Below are 16,435 nucleotides of genomic sequence, written 5' to 3' on the forward strand. Positions count from 1 at the left end.
TCATGCCACGGGAACGCGGAGAAAAGGTCATCGCGACCAATCGTCGTGCCCGGCACGAGTACACGATCGAGAAGACGTACGAGGCCGGTATGGTGCTCACCGGCACCGAGGTCAAGTCGCTGCGGCAGGGCCGCGCGAACCTGTCTGACGGCTACGCCTATATCGACGGCGGCGAGATCTTCCTCGACTCCGTGCACATCCCCGAGTACTCGCAAGGCCACTGGACGAACCACGCGTCCAAGCGGGTCCGCAAGCTGCTGCTGCACAAGGACGAGATCGTCAAGCTCTCGCACGCCGTCTCGGCGGGCGGCTACACCCTCGTTCCGTTGAAACTCTACTTCTCGGACGGCCGGGCGAAGGTCGAGATCGCCGTCGCGAAGGGCAAGCACGAGTGGGACAAGCGGCAGACGCTGCGTGAGCGGCAGGACAAGCGCGAAGCCGAACGCGCGATGCGCTCGCGAAACCGCCTGGGCGACTGACCACCCCCGCGGCGCCGTCCCGCTCCGCGAAGTCCCTCACTCGATGAAGGGCGTCACTCGGCGGACGCGCGGACCGTCGCCTGTTCGATGGAGCGGTCGGTGAATGCCCGCTTCGGAACGAAGAGCAGCAGCACGGCCGCCGCCAGAGCGGTCACTCCGCACACCGTCCACACGACGAGGTAGCCGGTGAAAGATCCGGCCGTTCCTCCGGCGGAGGCGCCGGTTGCCCCCTGCAGCAGCGCGATGCCGAAGACGCACGACGCGATCGCCCCACCCACGGTCTTCACCGAGTTCGTCAGGCCCGTTGCGACGCCCGTCTGCGTCGGCGGCGCGGCGGATGCCGCAGCGGCGGGCAATGCCGCGACGAGCGCTCCAGAACCCAGACCGACGACCACCATATTCGCGAGCAGCTGGCGATACGAGTCGTGGAACGGCAGGAACATCAGGAACCCGGCACCGACGAGCACGGATGCGCCGATCAACGTGATGCGCGGCGTCGCACGACGTGCCACCGCGGGGAATGTGATCGCACCGGCGATCATCGCGATGAGGTAGACGCCGATGATGAGAGAAGTCTGGAAGCCGGTCGTCCCGAGACCGTAGCCGTACACGTCGGGATCCGTGCGGGCGAAGGTCGACAGAGGCGCCTGGGCGCCGAGCACGCTGACACCGAAGAGTCCGGCGGTGAGGAACACCGGTCCGAGCGCGGGGGAGCGGAACATCCGGACGTCGATCACCGGATCATCGTGGCGCAGCTCCCACCGCGCGAAGGGCCAGACGAGCAGTACTCCGAGGGCCACCAGGCTCCACGCGAGCACATCGCCGACGCCGTTCAGGCGCAGGAAGCTGAGCCCGCCCGTGAATGTGATGAGCGCGACGGAGATGAGCACCAAGCCGACCGTGTCGAGCCGTCCGCCGGTGGGCTCCGGAGATTCCTGCACTCCCCACAGGATGACGAAGAAGCAGACGACGACTGCGATGGCGGGAACGAGCAGCACCACCGTCAGCGGAAGCGCGTCCACGAGAGCACCCCCGATGAGGGCGCCGGAGATCGCGCCGGTCTCGAGCGCGGCGACCAGAAGTCCGGCCGCGCGCGCGGTGATCATCGACCTGCCCGGCATGCTGCGCGACCGCGACCAGATCAGAGCGATCTCCAGGGGAAGCCACACGACGTAGAAGCCCTGCAGCGCCCAGGCCACCAGGAAGATCGGAAACGAGTCGGTGAACGGCAGGACGAGGGATGCCGCGGCGGTGATCGCCGTCGAGATGAGCAGCATCCGCTTGTGGCCGATCATGTCGCCGAGCTTGGCGAAGGCGGGAACGACGAGTGCCGACAGCATGAGCTGTGTTCCCTCGAGCCAGTTGACGTCGGCGTCGTGGATGCCGAGATGGCGTGCGATGTCCGTCAACATGGGTGTGAAGTACCCCTGTAGAACACCGCTGGTGAACTCGACGAAGGCGAGGAAGCCGACAACGCCCGCAAGGGTTCCCAGAGTGGCGCCTCGCGTCATCGCGGAACCTTTCGTCCGGAGCGTTCTAGTGGCATGTCGGTGCGCTCACTGTAATCGTTGCAGCAGGGCTCGATGGAACCGCTCGCCGCGCTCGAGCGACGCGATCTCCACGCTCTCGTCGACACCGTGGATGGTGGCGCGTTGCGCGCGGGACATCTCGAGCGGGGCGAAGCGGAACACGGCAGGGGAGAAGCGATGGAAGTGACGGGAATCGGTGGCGGCCATCATGACGTAGGGCACGGCGGGGATGCCGGGATATGACCGGGAGAGGGCACCGGCGAGGAGCGCGAACTGCGTCGTGTCGGTGCGCGACTCGGGTGAGGGCTCGCTGGCCTCGAGCACGTCGATCTCAACCAGCCGGTCGCGCACGCGACGACGGACACGGCGAACGGTGGTGGCGACGTCATCGCCCAGCGCGATCCGCAGATTCAGGGTGGCCGATGCCTGGGAGGGCAGCACGTTGGCTGCCGTCCCCCCGGACTGCATCGTTGCGGCGACGGTCGTCCGAACGAGAGCTGCCGGCTCTCCGCCGAACGCAGCGAATACCTGTCCGGTGAGCGGTGGAGCCCCCGCCAGGAGGCGCAGGAGCAGCCGAGCGGGGCCGGAACTCTGCGCGGCGAACTGGCGCAGCATCCGTGAGACGGCTCTCGGAGTCCGAGCCGGGAACGTGCGCGCGTCGAGCCGGTCGACCGCCCTGCCGATTCGCCGCACGGCCGTCATCGACGGCGGAGCGGAGGCATGCCCGCCGGTGCCGCGGGCGGCGAGCCTCAGAGTGAGCACGCCCTTCTCGCCGACGCCGATCATGGCGGCCCGACCGGGGACGAAGGGGAGCGGCGCATCGACCACGGCTCCTCCCTCGTCGAGGACGAGCCAGGGCACGATGCCGCGGCGGCGGAGGTCCGCGGCGATCGCCTCGGCGGCGGCGCCGTAGGTCTCTTCGTTGCCGCCGAAGGACAGGTAGACATCGCGCGCGGGGGTGAACCCGCTGCGAAGGAGGTTCTCGACCGCTTCCATGATGACGACGAGCGGGCCCTTGTCGTCGAGCGCACCGCGGCCGTAGACCGAACCGTTCGCGATCCTCCCCTCGAACGGTGGGTACGTCCACGCGTCGGTCTCATCCACCGGCACCACGTCGTAATGAGCCATCAGGAGCAGGGGACCGTCGTCGGCCGCACGTCGCCCTCGCCAGTGCAGCAGGAGCCCGAAATCGGTGTGTCGCTCGAGGGTGAGCGCCGCATGCGTCAGCGGATACAACTCGGCGAGCAGGGTGACGAAGTCCTCGAAGGGCTGCTCACCGCGCTCGACGAGTTCCGCCGACACCGTCGGCAGCTGGATCATCCGAGACAACCGGTCGGCGATCCCAGGGCGCGTCGTCACGGGGGTCACCGCGCGACGAACCGTGCTTCCACTCCCGCGGAGACCACGATGTCTTCAGGCTGGAACTGCACCGAGGGACCGACGCCGTCCATCGACGACATCGCCATCGCGCGCATCATCTTGGGCGCTGGTGCTCCGCCGTCCTGCGCCTGCCGCGTGAGCAGCCCGATGTCGGCGATCTCCACGGGGGAGACCGAGGTCAGGCCGATCGCACTCGCATAGGCCGTGGCCCGATCGACGGCCACGCGGACGGCCGTGGCCGCAGCATCCGCCTCGGTGTCCTTGGCGGTCGCGCGCGACAGACGCCACTGCACGCCGTCCACCTGGACACCGTCGCGCTCGGCGACGTCGCTCACCCACCATGACAGGGCCGCGAAATCCTGGAATGTCGCCGAGATCTCGACCGACGCATAGTGCACGAGTGCGAGCTGCTTCCCCTCGTTGTTCCACGGCCGGTTCGCCCATACGGTGGCTCGCTGACTCGACCATTCTGCGATGGTGCCGTCCTCCGCGCGGGCAGTGAGATCAGCTCGGAGGGGAGCCGCGAGTGCGGCGATGCGCTCGACGACCGCGCCTCGGTCGGTCCCTTCCGCCTTCACCGAGATGGTGGCCACCGCCTCTTCGGGCGCGACCCGCGTCTCGTGTTCGCCGCGCACGGTGATGATGACTTCGCTCATGAGCTGAGCCTACGCGCCGAGAAAAACTTCTTCATGCGCCTGCATCCAAATGAGCCTGCTTGAGAGAAGTACTCCATGACGGGCGGAACAGCCGCCCCATCTAGGAGGACATCGTGCGCAAGACTCTCACCGCGGGACTCGCGGTCGGCATCGTCGCCGCTTTCGGGCTCGCCGTTCCCGCCCAAGCGGTATCCAGCACCACCGCCGACCTGTCCGTGCTCCACGGCATCCCGAACACCCCTGTCGACGTCTACGTGAACGGGGCCCTGACCCTCGACGACTTCCAGCCCGGTGACCTCGCGGGGCCCCTCGACCTTCCTGCGGGGGACTACACCGTCGCACTGACGGCGACCGACGCGGCGGATGACAGCGCCCCCGTTCTCGGCCCGGTAACCCTCACGCTCGCTGCCGGCAAGAGCTACACCGCCACCGCCAACCTCGATGCGTCAGGAGCGCCTGCGCTCAACCTGTTCACGAACGACATCGCGGCCACCAACGCCGGTGAGGGACGCTTGACGGTGCGCCACGTCGCGGCCGCCCCGGCCGTCGACATCCTCGCGGGTGGTGCCCCTGTGGTTGAGGACCTCTCGAACCCGAACGAGGCCAGCCTCGCGCTGCCCGTCTCGACGGTGTCGGCCTCCGTCGCCCTCGCGGGCACGACCGACCCGGTGATCGGGCCGGCAGACGTCGCGATCCAGGACGGCGTTCTGACCGTGCTCTACGCCTGGGGCAGCGCCACCGACGGCAACCTCGCTCTTGCCGTCCAGACGGTCACCGTCGGCCACTCGAACCCGGGCGGCGTGCCGTCGGGAACGGCCGGCTATGCCGCGCAGCGCGATGACGCCGTTCGCTCGGTATGGATCGGCGGCGGAACGGTCGCTGCCCTCGCCCTGGTCGCGGGTGCCGTCCTCATGGTGCGTCGCCGCACCCAGTCCTGAGGGAATCCCGACTGCGGACCACCGCCCCCAGGGTGGTCCGCAGTCGGCCTCCTCTGCCCGCGGCATCCGATCTCGGATGCCGCGCCCGCCGTTCCCAAAGGAATTCCGTGAAGCGACTCGCCCTCCCGCTGGCCCTGGTGGCCGTGCTTCTGTCCGGATGCTCGACGCCGGCACCGCCCGCCGCCGATGTTCAGACGGCGACACCCACGCCGACGGCAAGCCCGACGTCGACGCCGCCGCCGACAGCGGCGATCGACGTGCCGATCGTCTCGTCGACACCCGGTGCGATCACCGAGGCTCAGCCTCCGACGCGGGTCGTGATACCCGCGATCGCGGCTGACGTACCCGTCATTCCGGTCGGCGTCGAGACGACCGGTGCCATGGAACTCCCGGCCGACCCCGCGGTGGCGGGCTGGTACCGCTACGGCGTGGAGCCGTCCTCCGGCCAGGGCAACACGGTCATCGCCGCGCACATCGATTCGCCCGACTACCCGATCGGTCCGTTCGCCTCGCTCCGCGATCTCGCGGCGGGCTCCGACGTCGAGGTGACATCCGCGACCGGCGCGGTGACCACCTACGCCGTGGAGAGCATCACCTACTACCCGAAGGCCGAGCTGCCGATCGACCAGCTCTTCGCCCGGACGGGAGCCCCATCGCTGGTGCTCATCACGTGCGGGGGGGAGTTCGACGCATCAACCGGCCACTACCGGGATAACGTGGTCCTCGTTGCGAGGCCGATCTCGTGAACGGTGGTGAGCAGATGGAGCCGGCATCCGTCGACGCGGAGGCGGCGCTCAACGCCCGTTTCCGCGGCGGTGATGAGCGTGCTCTGGAAGAGATCTACCGTCGCTGGTCGCCCGTGGTCTACACGCTGGCGTTGCGGTCACTCGGTGACCGCGGCGACGCCGAGGACGTGACCCAGAAGACTTTCGTGTCGGCGTGGACATCACGCGGTTCCTATGACCCGGGCAAGGCTCGGCTTTCGACATGGCTCGTGGCGATCGCGCGCCGACGCATCGCCGATACCCACGAAGCGCGGTCGCGGATCCGCGCCCTGCACGAACAGCTTCAACGCGTCACCTCACCCGATGACCTGTTGGCGACGCCCCAGCTCGATCTGGGCGAGACGCTCCTGGTCGCGAGCGAACTCGATCGTCTGGAGCCTGACGCGCAGCGCGTGATGCGGCTGGCGTTCTTCGACGATCTGACGCACCAGGAGATCGCGACGCGCCTGGACATGCCGCTGGGTACCGTGAAGAGCCACATCCGCCGAAGTCTCACCCGTCTGCGCACCCGATTGGAGGTGACCCATGTCGCATCTTGACCCTGACGAGCTCGCGCTGTTGGCGATGGGGGAGCCTGCGCGTTCCGCCGACGAGTCCGAGCATCTGGAAGCGTGCCCCGCGTGCGCCCGGGCGCTGGCCGAATTCGTGCACGCGGTCGATCTCGGACGTGCGAGTCTCGCGGTCGGCGAGCTCGAGATTCCTGCCTCGGCGGTGTGGGATCGCATCGCCGAGGAGCTCGAGCTCGGCGCGTCCGACCCGCGGTCCGAGGCCGAGGCCGGCGCTGTGCTCGCGGAGACGTCTCCCGCCCTGCGGGAGCGCACTCGTTCTCGACGCACGGCGCGTCGGCGGACTCGCGCGGTGTGGATGCTGGCGGCAGCACTCGTCCTCGTGGCCGGCGCCGGGCTCGGCGGGTGGATGCTCGCGCAGCGGGCAGCGCTGACGCCCGTGGCGGAGGCGGCGCTTACGCCGTTCCCCGACCACCCCGGTGCGGAGGGGTCTGCGCTCGTCGAGAAGAAGGGCGACGGCGAGCAGTTCGTGCGGGTCACGCTGGCGGCCTCATCCGCCCCCGACACCTACCGCGAGGTGTGGCTCATCACCGCGGATGCATCGGCGCTGATCAGCCTCGGAGTGCTCGACGGTGATGAGGGCACGTTCTCCATCCCGTCGGGCGTCGATCTGCGCGACTATGTGCTGGTCGACGTCTCGCAGGAGGCCATCGACGGCGACCCCAACCATTCCGGTGACTCGATCGTTCGCGGTGAGCTCAGCTTCGACGGGCCGGCACAGGCGCTCCCCTAGCTGAATCCCGGGGGAGCGGTGATGTAACCGACGTCGACCCCTGCGGGAGCCCACCGCACGTCATTGCCGGTGAACAGATACACGTCGTCCCCCTGGGGCGCCGAAAGACGAACCCCGATCGCCTCGTCCGTGCGGAGGTAGCCGGAGTCGACCAGCGACTGGATCGCCGCCGCGGCATTTTCCGAATCGATCGGGGACCACGCCAGATCGATGACGTTATCGGTGGGCGCGCCGGGGTCGGCGCCCCACCGGCAGATGATCGTGCGCTCGGGGCTGCCGTTGGGGAATCGGTCGAAGGGACGTGCTCCCGTTTGGGCGTCCTGCGTCTCGGCCGAGACCCACCCGTTGCCCGCCATCAGCGCGAGGAAGTCCGGCGTAGCGGTGTTCTCGCACGTGGCCGTGATCGCCTGCGGCGGGGGAGACGCGGCAGATGCCGTCTGCGTCGGTGTCGTCGACGGCGAGGGCGTAGGCGCCGTCGCTCCCGTCGAAGACGCGGTCGGCGAGGGCGCGGCCGGGACCTCGGAGCTGCGCGGCACGAAGACCATGGCAAGGGCGACCACCACGGCGAAGAGGACGGCGGCCGCGCCGGCGATCACCCAGAGACGCTTCGTCGACATGCCCTCAGGCTAGCGGGGCGAAAAGGGAATTCCGGTTGCTGCGGATTCGTTGTATTCTGATGTGCTCGGTGCCGCGGCATCCGAGTGAGAACTCCACAGTGTGACAGCAGTTGTTTCACCCTTCGTCAGAGGGTTCACGGGGATGATCGGTTTCGACATCGCCTGAGAATCTGCGAGAAGCGGGCCGAGGATGCAGGGTTATCTCGTTAACGATCTCTGCAAAACCATAGTTGCCGAAACCAAGCGCAACGACTTCGCCCTCGCTGCATAAGCGAGCCCGATAGTCCGTCAGACCGTGGGCGATCCCGCCACGGATCCTGGCGTCATTTAGGGATCTTGCTGTGTGACGGCGTCTTGGACGTCACACGGGACTTTTTCCAGACTGGGCCTGTCGACTTGGATGCCTGTGGCAAAGGTCGGGGCCGAGCAGAACGCTTTCACAGGCTGCGCCCGGAGAAAACGTAGAAACACAGCGTTGGACGGGGGTTCGATTCCCCCCATCTCCACGAACTGCTGTCACGGAAAAGGGCTCGAGAACCGCGGAATCACGCGGATCTCGAGCCCTTTTTCTGCCCCCCGGCGGGCACTCGTCGCGAGCTTGCCCACGATATGCCCACAGCTCAATTGGCGCCGACACTCGTCTTTGCTCGACGCAGGTGGTGTCCGTCCGCGTCAGTGAAGACGAGGTCATCCGGACCCTTGCCACGACACAGCTCGGCGAGAGACCGTTCGAGGAAGGCCGGGAACGGGACAGTTCTTCGCTCCCAGTTCTTGGGGGCGCCCACCACGATGCGACGCTCGACTTCCACGGCCGCGCGATTCACTTGGATCCGGGTTCGCTCGAAGTTGATGTCCCGCACGTGCATGCCGATCGCTTCACTCCACCTGAGACCGCACTAGGCGAGAAGGAGGATCAAGCTGCGGTGGGTCGTTGTCGTTGCAGCCTCCGCGAGAAGAACGACCTCGGCGTGCGTCAGGTATCGCCGCGGTTTCTCTGAGCGCTTCGTCGGAAGGTTCTGAGCACATCCATCACCTGTTCACTCCGGCGTGGTTGTACGGCGCCACCGGCTGCCCTAACGTTCGAAAGGTGGGCGCCACGAGATCGACCTCAGCGGGCTCGAGCATTGTCGTGTCGTGGGTTGCCCTCGCATTGGCCAGCGCCGCCGCCGCGCTGCTCTGGATTGCAAACGCCGTCTGGTACGGGGTTCCCAGTTCGGGTGGTCCCGGACTCAGTCTGCTCTTCATCGGCGGGTGGGCTCTCCTCGCGTGGGCGGTGTTGCTCGCGGTCGGCCTAGTGGTGCATCTTGTAATTTCCGCGGTCAACCAGCGCGGACGTCACCCCCTCGAGTTCGGGGTGCTGGCCGCCACCATCCTGATCATCGCGGGGACGATACTCGCGCATCCACTCTCGGGCAGTGCTTCCGCTTGATCCTCACCGACGCCGACTCTCGCACAAGCGGATCCCTATGAGGAACGCCCTCATACGCGCCGTCGCCAGGGCGACAGCTGCCTCCCGTACCGTGCTCCTGTGATGGAATACCGCGTCCAGTTCGCGAATGCCTGGTCGGAGAAGAATGGCGACGAGGTGCCATCGGAGACGATGTCGCTCGAGGATGCGCAGCGCTTCATCGTTGACCATCCCGAAACGGAGTACGTCATCTTGGTCCGGACGGTTGGCGCGGAGCCGTCCATCTGGTCGCTCCTGCCGTTTGACGAACGGTGAAAAGAAATTGACGCCGTCGATTGTTGAACGGCAGGTGGCTTCGCGCGGCTGCGGTGCCCGCACGGTGAGACGGCGGAGCGACACCGGCGCTGGCATCAAGTGGGTTTCGCGAAACTGCTGTCACTGCGAAGGGCTCGAGAACCGCGGAATCACGCGGATCTCGAGCCCTTTTTCTGCCCCCTGGCGGCCACTCGTCGCGAGCCTACCCACGATTCGCGTGCATTCCATGGAGAAGATCTGCGATGACGGATCGCTGCAGGGTGCCCGGTGACACGAGTGGACCCCGCCCCGGACGATGCGAGAATCCCAGAAAGTTGACGGTTCGTGTCGATTTCGGGCTTGCCCGTTCGCTATAGGGATGAAACGGTTCCCATGACGAAAGGACACGACCGTGAAGTACGTCATCATGTTCACCACCACGCCCGAACTCGACGCAGCAGTGCCGCCCGAGCAGGCCGAGCAGGTCTATCGCCGCACCTACGACTGGTTCGGCACGAACCGCGAGGTGCTCACTCCGGCGGGCGCCGAGCTGCAGCCGGTCACGACCGCGACCACGGTCATCCACGGCGGTGACGGGCCGGTCGTGGTCGACGGGCCGTTCTCCGAAGCGAAGGAGGTCATCGGCGGGTTCCAGGTGATCGATGTGCCCGACCTCGACGCGGCCATAGCCATCGTCAAGACATGGCCGTTGCTGGAACTGCCCGGCGTTTCGGTCGAGATCCGCCCGATCGTCGGCTGAGCCACATCGCGCCGTGAACGAATCGGATGCCGCGGCAGCGGAGTCGACGCGGGTCCACGCCGCGGCATCCGATCACCTTCTCGCGCGGGTGATCCGCGAGGAGTCCGGGCGGATCGTCGCGACGCTCACGAGTTGGGTCGGGAGCCTCGACCTTGCGGAGGAGTCGGTCGCCGAGGCGATCGAGGAGGCCGTGGGCCAATGGCGTACGCGCGGGGTACCCCCCAATCCCGGAGGATGGCTGACGCAGGCGGCCCGCCACAACGCCCTTGACCGACTGCGGCGCGAGAAGCGGTACCGCGAGAAGCTGGTACTTCTCGCTGATCCGGCTGAGGCCGCACCGCTTGCCCGCACCGGCGAGTTCGACGAGCGACTGCCTCTTCTGTTCGGCTGCTGTCACCCCGCTCTCTCGCCGGACGCGCAACTCGCTCTGACTCTCCGTGCGATCTGCGGCCTCACCACCGCGCAGATCGCGCGTGCCACCCTGGCTCCGGAATCGACGGTCGCGCAGCGCATCGTGCGCGCCAAACGGAAGATCGGTGCCGCTGGCATCCCTCTGCGGATCCCCGAGGGATCCGAGCGGGCCGCCCGCCTCGACATCGTCCTGACCGTCGTCTCCGTGATGTACAGCGAGGCCCACCTGGTCGCAGGCGGAGACGCGGCCGCCGACCGCGACCTCGCCGACGACGCCCTCTGGCTCGCGCGCGTCGTCGCACACCAACTGCCGCGCGAGGCGGAGACGCAGGGACTGCTCGCACTGCTCTTGTTCCACCGAGCACGCGAAGGGGCACGCTCCGTTGATGGAGAGCTCATCCTGCTCGCCGACCAGGACCGGGCGCGGTGGAATGGCCGACTGATCGCCGAGGGACAGGCCGTGCTGGAGAAGGCGGCGATGCTACGACGTCCGGGGCGTTGGCAGCTGCACGCGGCGATCGCCGCATGCCACTCCGACACGCGCGAAGGTGACGACACCGACTGGCTCCAGGTGCTCACGCTCTACGACATGCTGCTGACATACGACCGCTCGCCCATCGTGCGGCTGAATCGCGCCGTGGCACTCGCCGAGGTCGACGGACCGCAGGCGGCTCTGGACGAGGTGGATGCGCTCCGACGCGCTCTCACGGGGTATCACCTCTGGCACGCCGTACGCGCGCGGATGCTTCGGCTCCTCGGCCGTCGAGACGAGGCGATGACCGAAGACCTGCGCGCCCGAGAACTCACAGCGAACATCGCCGAGCGGCGCCTGCTGGAGGCGCGGGTCGCTCGCTGAGGCAGGCGAATGCGGTCGCTGCCGCCCTGGCGTGCTGGGGCGCAGGGCCACCGCTCCAAGCCGTGGTCACATATCCGCTCGACGAATGGCGCGCGGCTCAGGCCTCTGGATGCCGGCTGTGGTCCTCGAGGTCGGGCTGGGTGCGAAGCACGTCGGCGATTTCCTCCTCCGGCCGCGGCGGAATGGTCTCGTCAGTCTCGAGTTCGGGGATGCTCGGCTCATCCGCGGCCGGGATGTGGTGGTCGGGAGTGTTCTCGTGGGACACGGCAAATCCTTCGGTCGGCTTCATCGACAGCGTATGCCGATACGTGTGCGCTACGCCGTCCGTCGCATGATCGAGTCTTCCTGGAGGCCATCGCCGCGAGGACTGGTGCACGTGGGGCCTGCGGGTCACTGCGTCGGTATTGCCGCCATGGCGGGCTTGCTAGAGAAGCCAGAACGGCACGGACGCTACGGCAACTCCGAGGAGGGCGAGGACGATGGCGGTCGGGACCGATCTCTTCACTGTCCCCGTGCCGAGTTTGTCGACGAGCCGCCCCAGCCATTCGCGGACTCTTGCACCGTTGGTGAGGCCGATCGCGAGCAGAACGAGGCATGGAAGGCAGTAGATGACGGTGTAACCGGCCAGGATCGCAAGGCCGGCACCGATCGGTATCTCCGTAGCAACCAGACGTTCGATGGCAATGAAGTAGGGGAAGGCGTTGGGGAGATCGGCTGCGGTGAGGAGCACCCCGAAGGGCAGGGCCGTCCAGGCGCTGAACCAGGCTGGTAGCTCAATGGCCCGTCGCGGCCGTTCCCGCAGTCGCCGGATACCGGCAACGATGAGCGCGATTCCGGCTGCGCCGAAGGCCACGAATCGAAGTCCGGCGACGATCCCGTCGACCGCGCCGGCGGCGGCACCGGCGGTGAGGAACAACGCTGCGCCTGCGACGAAGACGGTCAAGGCCGCCCCCAGCACGGCGGCACCGGCGACGAGCGCGGGTCGGCGGGGAGCAGCGATCAGCACAAGGGTCACCGCGACGATCGTCGCGGGGTTCAGCGAATCGAGCAACGCTAGTCCCGCGATCCCCGCGATCAATGCGCCGGTCATCGACCATTACTCGAGCGCGCGACGCGCCCGGCCGTCACGAAGCCCAGGAGCTCCTCCACATCCTCGTTGGGCGAGTCGAGTCCGACGAGGGCGTTGCCGACGAGCGCGTCTCCGATGAGGCGGATCACGTGAGCTTGGGTCGCGTCCCCGACCTCAGCCGCAATGAGCGACTCCCACCGCGCGATGGCCGAGGCGGAGTCAGTCAACAGCAGGGTGAAATCATCGTCGGTTGGCTGGAAGCTCGACGCCATGGCCCGCATCAGTGCCCGCTCGTCGCCTTCGGGCAGGGACAGCTGCAGCCATGTTCTCGCCGCCGTACCCCTCGCCGCGGCCGCCGACATCGCCACGTCCACCTCGTCGAGAGCTTGCCGAGCAAGACCCACGACGAGGGACGAACGCGTGGGGAAGTGGTGCATCAAGCCGCCCTTGGAAACGTTCGCAGCCTCTGCGACCGCGTTCAGGGACGGCACCAGGCCGTGTTCGAGGGTCAATCGACGAGCCGTTTCTAGGATGTGCGATCTCATACGATGCATCTTATGACCAAACCGACCGGTCGGTCGGTCGATTGGTCGGCCAAAGAGGAGCCTCGGGGCAGGCCAAGGTTTCATGAACGGGTCGGTGAGGGCGATGGACCGCCAGCCCGCCCCGAACGTGATGCGAACCGGCTACCGCAGGTGCGTCGCGATCACCCGGGCGGTGGCCGCGGGATCGGGTCGGTGCATCACCGACTCCGGCACGATGACGAGTTCAGCGTGATCGATCTCGTCGGCGATGCGATCGGAGGCCGCGACGAGCATCGGGAAGGTCTGCTCGCCGCGCAGCACGACGACGGGCTGCGACACCGAAAGCATGGCAGGTGTCGGTGTGGAGACCTGCCGAGTGAGGGTTGCGTCGTACACGGTCGACTGCGCGAGCGGGACGATCGCGGCGAACGTGTCGCTCGCCCGGATCTGCTCGACCATCCGCTCGGGCAGGCCCACCCCCTCGAGCTGGAAGGTCGTGACGGCATCTTCGGGGCGACCCTCGTCAACGAGCGCCTGAAGTCGCTCCGGCAGGTCGTCGGCCGGTTCACCCTGACCGAAACGGAACGGCGGCTCCGACAGGAAGAGGGCCGAGATGGGCGCGCCGGTCGACGCCGCCAAGAGCGCCAGCACCGCACCGGATGAGTGTCCCAGTACCGCAGCGTCACCGCCGATGACGTCGATCACCGCCCGGAGGTCTTCGACCTCGCGCTCCGGAACCGAATGTCGCGCGTCGCCACTATCGCCCCGCGCGCGTCTGTCCCAGGTGACGGCGCGGAAACCCGCCGCGGCGAGGGCCGCAGCAAGAGCGGCGGCATCCGATGCCCGCGACATCGCCCCATTGACGATCACGACGGCAGGTCCGTCACCCTCCTGCCAGTACGCGATCGAGGAACCGTCTGCGGAAGTCGCGAAGTCCATCCCGACACCAAAGCACGGCGGCCGCGGCCCCACAACCCCGACCGATATCAATTCGGTTCGGCGCGATCGCGACGCGCCTTTCCGACGGGTAGCCGGAGTCGACAGTGAGAGCGAATGCGACAGGCTCGGTGCCGACGGCTCCGTCTTGGCAGTGCCCATCACGTACCGTCAGGGCCGCAAGCCAAAGATTGATGCAGGCGGCGCGTATCAATTCGAACGGAACGCTCTCTCAGAGATGAGGGATCGATCTGAGGGGGAAAAATGGCACTTCACGCAAGCTGGATCCACGGGAACGCGTTGACGGTGGAGGATCCGTCCGCACTCGAAGGCGACGGTCACTATGGATGGGGCCGAGATCTGGCGTTCGTTCCCGGCAAAGCGAGTTGGTTGCACATCCCGCTGCCGACGCCCGTCATCGTCGCCGACAAGCGCACCATGGTTCAGCGATTCTTTCTGCTGTTCAAGGCTGAGTCCTGCGAGATCAGGGACGTGCACATCTACGACGGCTCGGGCAAGGTGCAGGAGATCAGCGGGCTGCACGCTGAGGGCGAGCATCGGACGATCCTCGACGGCATGAACACCTTCGATCTCGCTGCCGCGCATACCGTGGCGTTCGGCATGGGTATCACTTTCCGTGTCCAGGCCGCGATCGGCTTCGACACCCGGATCACGACGCGGTTCATCCTCGCGAGCGCCGGCGCCGATTTCTCTGCCTAGTCGGGTCGACTCTGCGACCGGCACACGCACGTCGATCGTTCCGCGGACGCTCGACCGTCGTCCGTCGTCCGTCGTGCGGGCTACGGAGCTCGGCGGTCGTAGGTCACGACGCGAACGCCACTGTCCAGTTGGACCTCGTCGACCGGTTCGAAGCGGGTCGAAGCGAACGGGCCGTCCACGAGGGGCACGCCTGAGCCGATGAGGAAGGGGTTCTGCTTGAGGACGAGTCGGTCGATCTCGGGCAGGAGCGCGGCGGCGATCTTTCCGCCTCCGACGAGCCAGATGTCTTTGCCCGGCTCCCTCTTCAGTTCCCGTGCGAACTGAGCCGGATCGGAGTTCACGATTTCGACGCCTCTGTCCGGGCTGACAGCCATGGACCGTGAGAAGACGATGTGCCGGAGGTGTGGGTATGCGTTGGTCAGGCCGGCGGCGAGCCCGATCTCATACGAATGGCGCCCCTCCACGACGGTGTCGAAGACGAGCGGGGGACCCTCGATGCGGAGCGCCTGCCTGGCGGGCCCCGGGAGGGTCTCGGGATAGTTCCCGACGATGAAACGCATGAGATCAGGGGTGACGGGAAAGTACTCTTGGCCGCTCGGGTCGCCGGCGTCCGGTCCGGCGATGAATCCGTCGAGAGTGGTCGCAACGTAATAGACGAGCTTGCGCATGCGTTCCTTTCGAAGTGCCGGCCGGGGTGATCATCAGTTTCGCAGCGGGGAACCAGCCAGCACGCTTCCCGCTCGGGAAGTTCGAGCGAAACGGCCCCGAGGCGTGCGATCATGACCCGGTGATCGAACTGTTCCGGATCGTCGTCGACGGCGAAACGTTCGATGTGCACAACCAGGATGGCTCAATTCAGTTCTCCTGGGTCAGCGGACCGAACGCAGGCTACGGGTTCGCCACGCGCCGATCGGATGGTGCGCCGCCCACCGCAGAAGAGGCGCGCGCTCACGCGCGATCCTTTCTCTCATCGATCGATCCGGCTACCGGCTACCTCGCCGAATAAGCATCCGTCATCCCTGCACAAGGCGGACGACGAATACCTGCCACGTGGGTCAGCCCGGCGACCGCGTGGCGAGCGCGAGTCGGTACTGATCAGGGTCGTGGCGTGTCACGCGGGAGACGACGAGGGTGGCCGCATTCACACGCTCCGCGAAGTAGCCGGCGTAGGGCAGCTGAATGACCGTCGTCAGACCGGTTCGCCACGCCGGTACGAGCGCATCGAGGCAGCGCCGCTCCGGATGCTCGGCAAGCGGTAGCGAATGGTCGTCGTGCAGGCTCATGGACCACGCGTTGAACGCGTCACGGTCGGTCCCGTCAGCCCAGTAGGTCGACGGCATCGTGGAGAAGGCTTCCAAGAGATGCTCATCGGGCAGCTCGCGGAGCAGGCGCGCCGTCTCCTCGTCCGGTTCGCGCACAGTGCGGTCGAGCGGCTCGAACTGCGTCAGAGCACGAGACCACTCGCTGCGCCATTGCGCGACCGCGTCGGTCGGATCCACCGCCGGTGGCCGATGTGATGTGCCCGTCGCCGGTACCGGGTCGACGTCGGGGAGTTCGGTGATGTCCAGGCGCCACCCGTGTCGGACGAAGAGGAGATAGGTGAGCGCGTACGGCTCATCGACGCTGATCAGCATGTCGTGCGGCCAGGGGTTTCCCGGTATCGGCTGGTCGCTGCGCATCTCGGCCCTCTCCACCATCGGTCAGGTGATACCTCATCTTCTCGTGAGCGGAAACCTGTCGCTACCGCCGATCCGCTCACGGAGTCTGCGAGAAG

General features: G+C 67.2%; 21 protein-coding genes and 1 other RNA gene. 12 read left to right on the forward strand and 10 right to left on the reverse strand.

Features of this window, described 5'->3' with window-relative positions; all coding sequences use genetic code 11:
• The first annotated feature begins 2 nt into the window (after positions 1–2).
• Positions 3–479, forward strand: coding sequence for an SsrA-binding protein SmpB (gene smpB / locus ACFXOO_RS04930; protein WP_378838828.1), 477 nt, complete (start codon positions 3–5; stop codon positions 477–479).
• 53 nt (positions 480–532) lie between these two features.
• On the opposite strand, the gene ACFXOO_RS04935 is transcribed toward smpB, so the two are convergent.
• From ACFXOO_RS04935 to ACFXOO_RS04945, 3 genes are read right to left on the reverse strand one after another with little or no spacing between them, the layout of a single operon-like run.
• Complete coding sequence (locus ACFXOO_RS04935) at positions 533–1,990, reverse strand: MFS transporter (RefSeq protein ID WP_394562921.1); 1,458 nt, start codon at positions 1,988–1,990, stop codon at positions 533–535.
• Positions 1,991–2,035: 45 nt separating this feature from the next.
• Positions 2,036–3,367 (reverse strand): M20/M25/M40 family metallo-hydrolase, encoded by a 1,332-nt coding sequence (locus tag ACFXOO_RS04940; RefSeq protein WP_394562922.1) that lies wholly within the window; start codon positions 3,365–3,367, stop codon positions 2,036–2,038.
• Positions 3,368–3,372: 5 nt separating this feature from the next.
• Positions 3,373–4,044, reverse strand: coding sequence for an SIMPL domain-containing protein (locus tag ACFXOO_RS04945; RefSeq protein ID WP_394562923.1), 672 nt, complete (start codon positions 4,042–4,044; stop codon positions 3,373–3,375).
• 113 nt (positions 4,045–4,157) lie between these two features.
• Here ACFXOO_RS04945 and ACFXOO_RS04950 point away from each other — a divergent pair, with 113 nt between their 5' ends.
• The 4 genes from ACFXOO_RS04950 (at position 4,158) to ACFXOO_RS04965 (ending at position 7,066) form a co-directional block, all read left to right on the forward strand.
• Positions 4,158–4,982, forward strand: coding sequence for a DUF4397 domain-containing protein (locus ACFXOO_RS04950; RefSeq protein WP_394562924.1), 825 nt, complete (start codon positions 4,158–4,160; stop codon positions 4,980–4,982).
• A 107-nt stretch (positions 4,983–5,089) separates the two neighbouring features.
• Positions 5,090–5,728 (forward strand): sortase domain-bontaining protein, encoded by a 639-nt coding sequence (locus ACFXOO_RS04955; RefSeq protein WP_394562925.1) that lies wholly within the window; start codon positions 5,090–5,092, stop codon positions 5,726–5,728.
• Between the two features lie 14 nt (positions 5,729–5,742).
• Positions 5,743–6,306: an RNA polymerase sigma factor gene (locus ACFXOO_RS04960; RefSeq protein ID WP_378851323.1), complete on the forward strand. Its 564-nt coding sequence runs from the start codon at positions 5,743–5,745 to the stop codon at positions 6,304–6,306.
• Positions 6,293–7,066 carry an anti-sigma factor gene (locus ACFXOO_RS04965; RefSeq protein WP_394562926.1) on the forward strand — a complete coding sequence of 258 codons (774 nt, stop codon included), beginning with the start codon at positions 6,293–6,295 and terminating at the stop codon, positions 7,064–7,066. The genes ACFXOO_RS04960 and ACFXOO_RS04965 overlap by 14 nt, the downstream gene beginning before the upstream one ends.
• Here ACFXOO_RS04965 and ACFXOO_RS04970 read toward each other — a convergent pair.
• Positions 7,063–7,683 (reverse strand): hypothetical protein, encoded by a 621-nt coding sequence (locus ACFXOO_RS04970; RefSeq protein ID WP_394562927.1) that lies wholly within the window; start codon positions 7,681–7,683, stop codon positions 7,063–7,065. The genes ACFXOO_RS04965 and ACFXOO_RS04970 overlap by 4 nt on opposite strands.
• Before the next feature lie 138 nt (positions 7,684–7,821).
• On the opposite strand from ACFXOO_RS04970, the gene ssrA reads away from it, so the two are divergent.
• The 5 genes from ssrA (at position 7,822) to ACFXOO_RS04995 (ending at position 11,412) form a co-directional block, all read left to right on the forward strand.
• Positions 7,822–8,192: a transfer-messenger RNA gene (gene ssrA / locus ACFXOO_RS04975) on the forward strand.
• Positions 8,193–8,812: 620 nt separating this feature from the next.
• A complete protein-coding gene (locus ACFXOO_RS04980) occupies positions 8,813–9,112 on the forward strand; it encodes a hypothetical protein (protein WP_394562928.1) in 300 nt (99 codons plus the stop codon).
• A gap of 99 nt (positions 9,113–9,211) precedes the next feature.
• Positions 9,212–9,406, forward strand: a complete 195-nt coding sequence (locus ACFXOO_RS04985; protein ID WP_394562929.1) for a hypothetical protein — start codon at positions 9,212–9,214, stop codon at positions 9,404–9,406.
• A 391-nt stretch (positions 9,407–9,797) separates the two neighbouring features.
• On the forward strand, positions 9,798–10,145 hold the full coding sequence (locus ACFXOO_RS04990; protein WP_394562930.1) for a YciI family protein: 348 nt from the start codon (positions 9,798–9,800) through the stop codon (positions 10,143–10,145).
• A gap of 13 nt (positions 10,146–10,158) precedes the next feature.
• Positions 10,159–11,412, forward strand: a complete 1,254-nt coding sequence (locus ACFXOO_RS04995; RefSeq protein ID WP_378838856.1) for an RNA polymerase sigma factor — start codon at positions 10,159–10,161, stop codon at positions 11,410–11,412.
• A 97-nt stretch (positions 11,413–11,509) separates the two neighbouring features.
• Here the strand turns inward: ACFXOO_RS04995 and ACFXOO_RS05000 are convergent, their stop codons facing one another.
• From ACFXOO_RS05000 to ACFXOO_RS05015, 4 genes are all read right to left on the reverse strand, one after another.
• Positions 11,510–11,677: a hypothetical protein gene (locus tag ACFXOO_RS05000; protein WP_378838858.1), complete on the reverse strand. Its 168-nt coding sequence runs from the start codon at positions 11,675–11,677 to the stop codon at positions 11,510–11,512.
• 159 nt (positions 11,678–11,836) lie between these two features.
• A complete protein-coding gene (locus ACFXOO_RS05005; protein WP_378838861.1) occupies positions 11,837–12,502 on the reverse strand; it encodes a GAP family protein in 666 nt (221 codons plus the stop codon).
• The gene (locus ACFXOO_RS05010) at positions 12,499–13,026 is read right to left on the reverse strand and encodes a TetR/AcrR family transcriptional regulator (RefSeq protein WP_378838863.1); all 528 of its coding nucleotides are present in this window, start codon (positions 13,024–13,026) and stop codon (positions 12,499–12,501) included. The genes ACFXOO_RS05005 and ACFXOO_RS05010 overlap by 4 nt, the downstream gene beginning before the upstream one ends.
• A gap of 141 nt (positions 13,027–13,167) precedes the next feature.
• Positions 13,168–13,944, reverse strand: a complete 777-nt coding sequence (locus ACFXOO_RS05015) for an alpha/beta fold hydrolase (protein WP_378838866.1) — start codon at positions 13,942–13,944, stop codon at positions 13,168–13,170.
• A 261-nt stretch (positions 13,945–14,205) separates the two neighbouring features.
• On the opposite strand from ACFXOO_RS05015, the gene ACFXOO_RS05020 reads away from it, so the two are divergent.
• On the forward strand, positions 14,206–14,661 hold the full coding sequence (locus ACFXOO_RS05020; RefSeq protein WP_378838868.1) for a DUF6623 family protein: 456 nt from the start codon (positions 14,206–14,208) through the stop codon (positions 14,659–14,661).
• A gap of 80 nt (positions 14,662–14,741) precedes the next feature.
• Here ACFXOO_RS05020 and ACFXOO_RS05025 read toward each other — a convergent pair whose 3' ends face one another.
• Positions 14,742–15,329 carry a dihydrofolate reductase family protein gene (locus ACFXOO_RS05025; protein ID WP_378838870.1) on the reverse strand — a complete coding sequence of 196 codons (588 nt, stop codon included), beginning with the start codon at positions 15,327–15,329 and terminating at the stop codon, positions 14,742–14,744.
• 26 nt (positions 15,330–15,355) lie between these two features.
• On the opposite strand from ACFXOO_RS05025, the gene ACFXOO_RS05030 reads away from it, so the two are divergent.
• Positions 15,356–15,667 carry a hypothetical protein gene (locus ACFXOO_RS05030; RefSeq protein ID WP_378838873.1) on the forward strand — a complete coding sequence of 104 codons (312 nt, stop codon included), beginning with the start codon at positions 15,356–15,358 and terminating at the stop codon, positions 15,665–15,667.
• A 49-nt stretch (positions 15,668–15,716) separates the two neighbouring features.
• Here the strand turns inward: ACFXOO_RS05030 and ACFXOO_RS05035 are convergent, their stop codons facing one another.
• A complete protein-coding gene (locus ACFXOO_RS05035) occupies positions 15,717–16,340 on the reverse strand; it encodes a hypothetical protein (RefSeq protein WP_378838876.1) in 624 nt (207 codons plus the stop codon).
• Between the last annotated feature and the right edge of the window lie 95 nt (positions 16,341–16,435).

It is taken from the genome of Microbacterium sp. P03, from assembly GCF_043556235.1.
Taxonomy (GTDB): domain Bacteria; phylum Actinomycetota; class Actinomycetes; order Actinomycetales; family Microbacteriaceae; genus Microbacterium.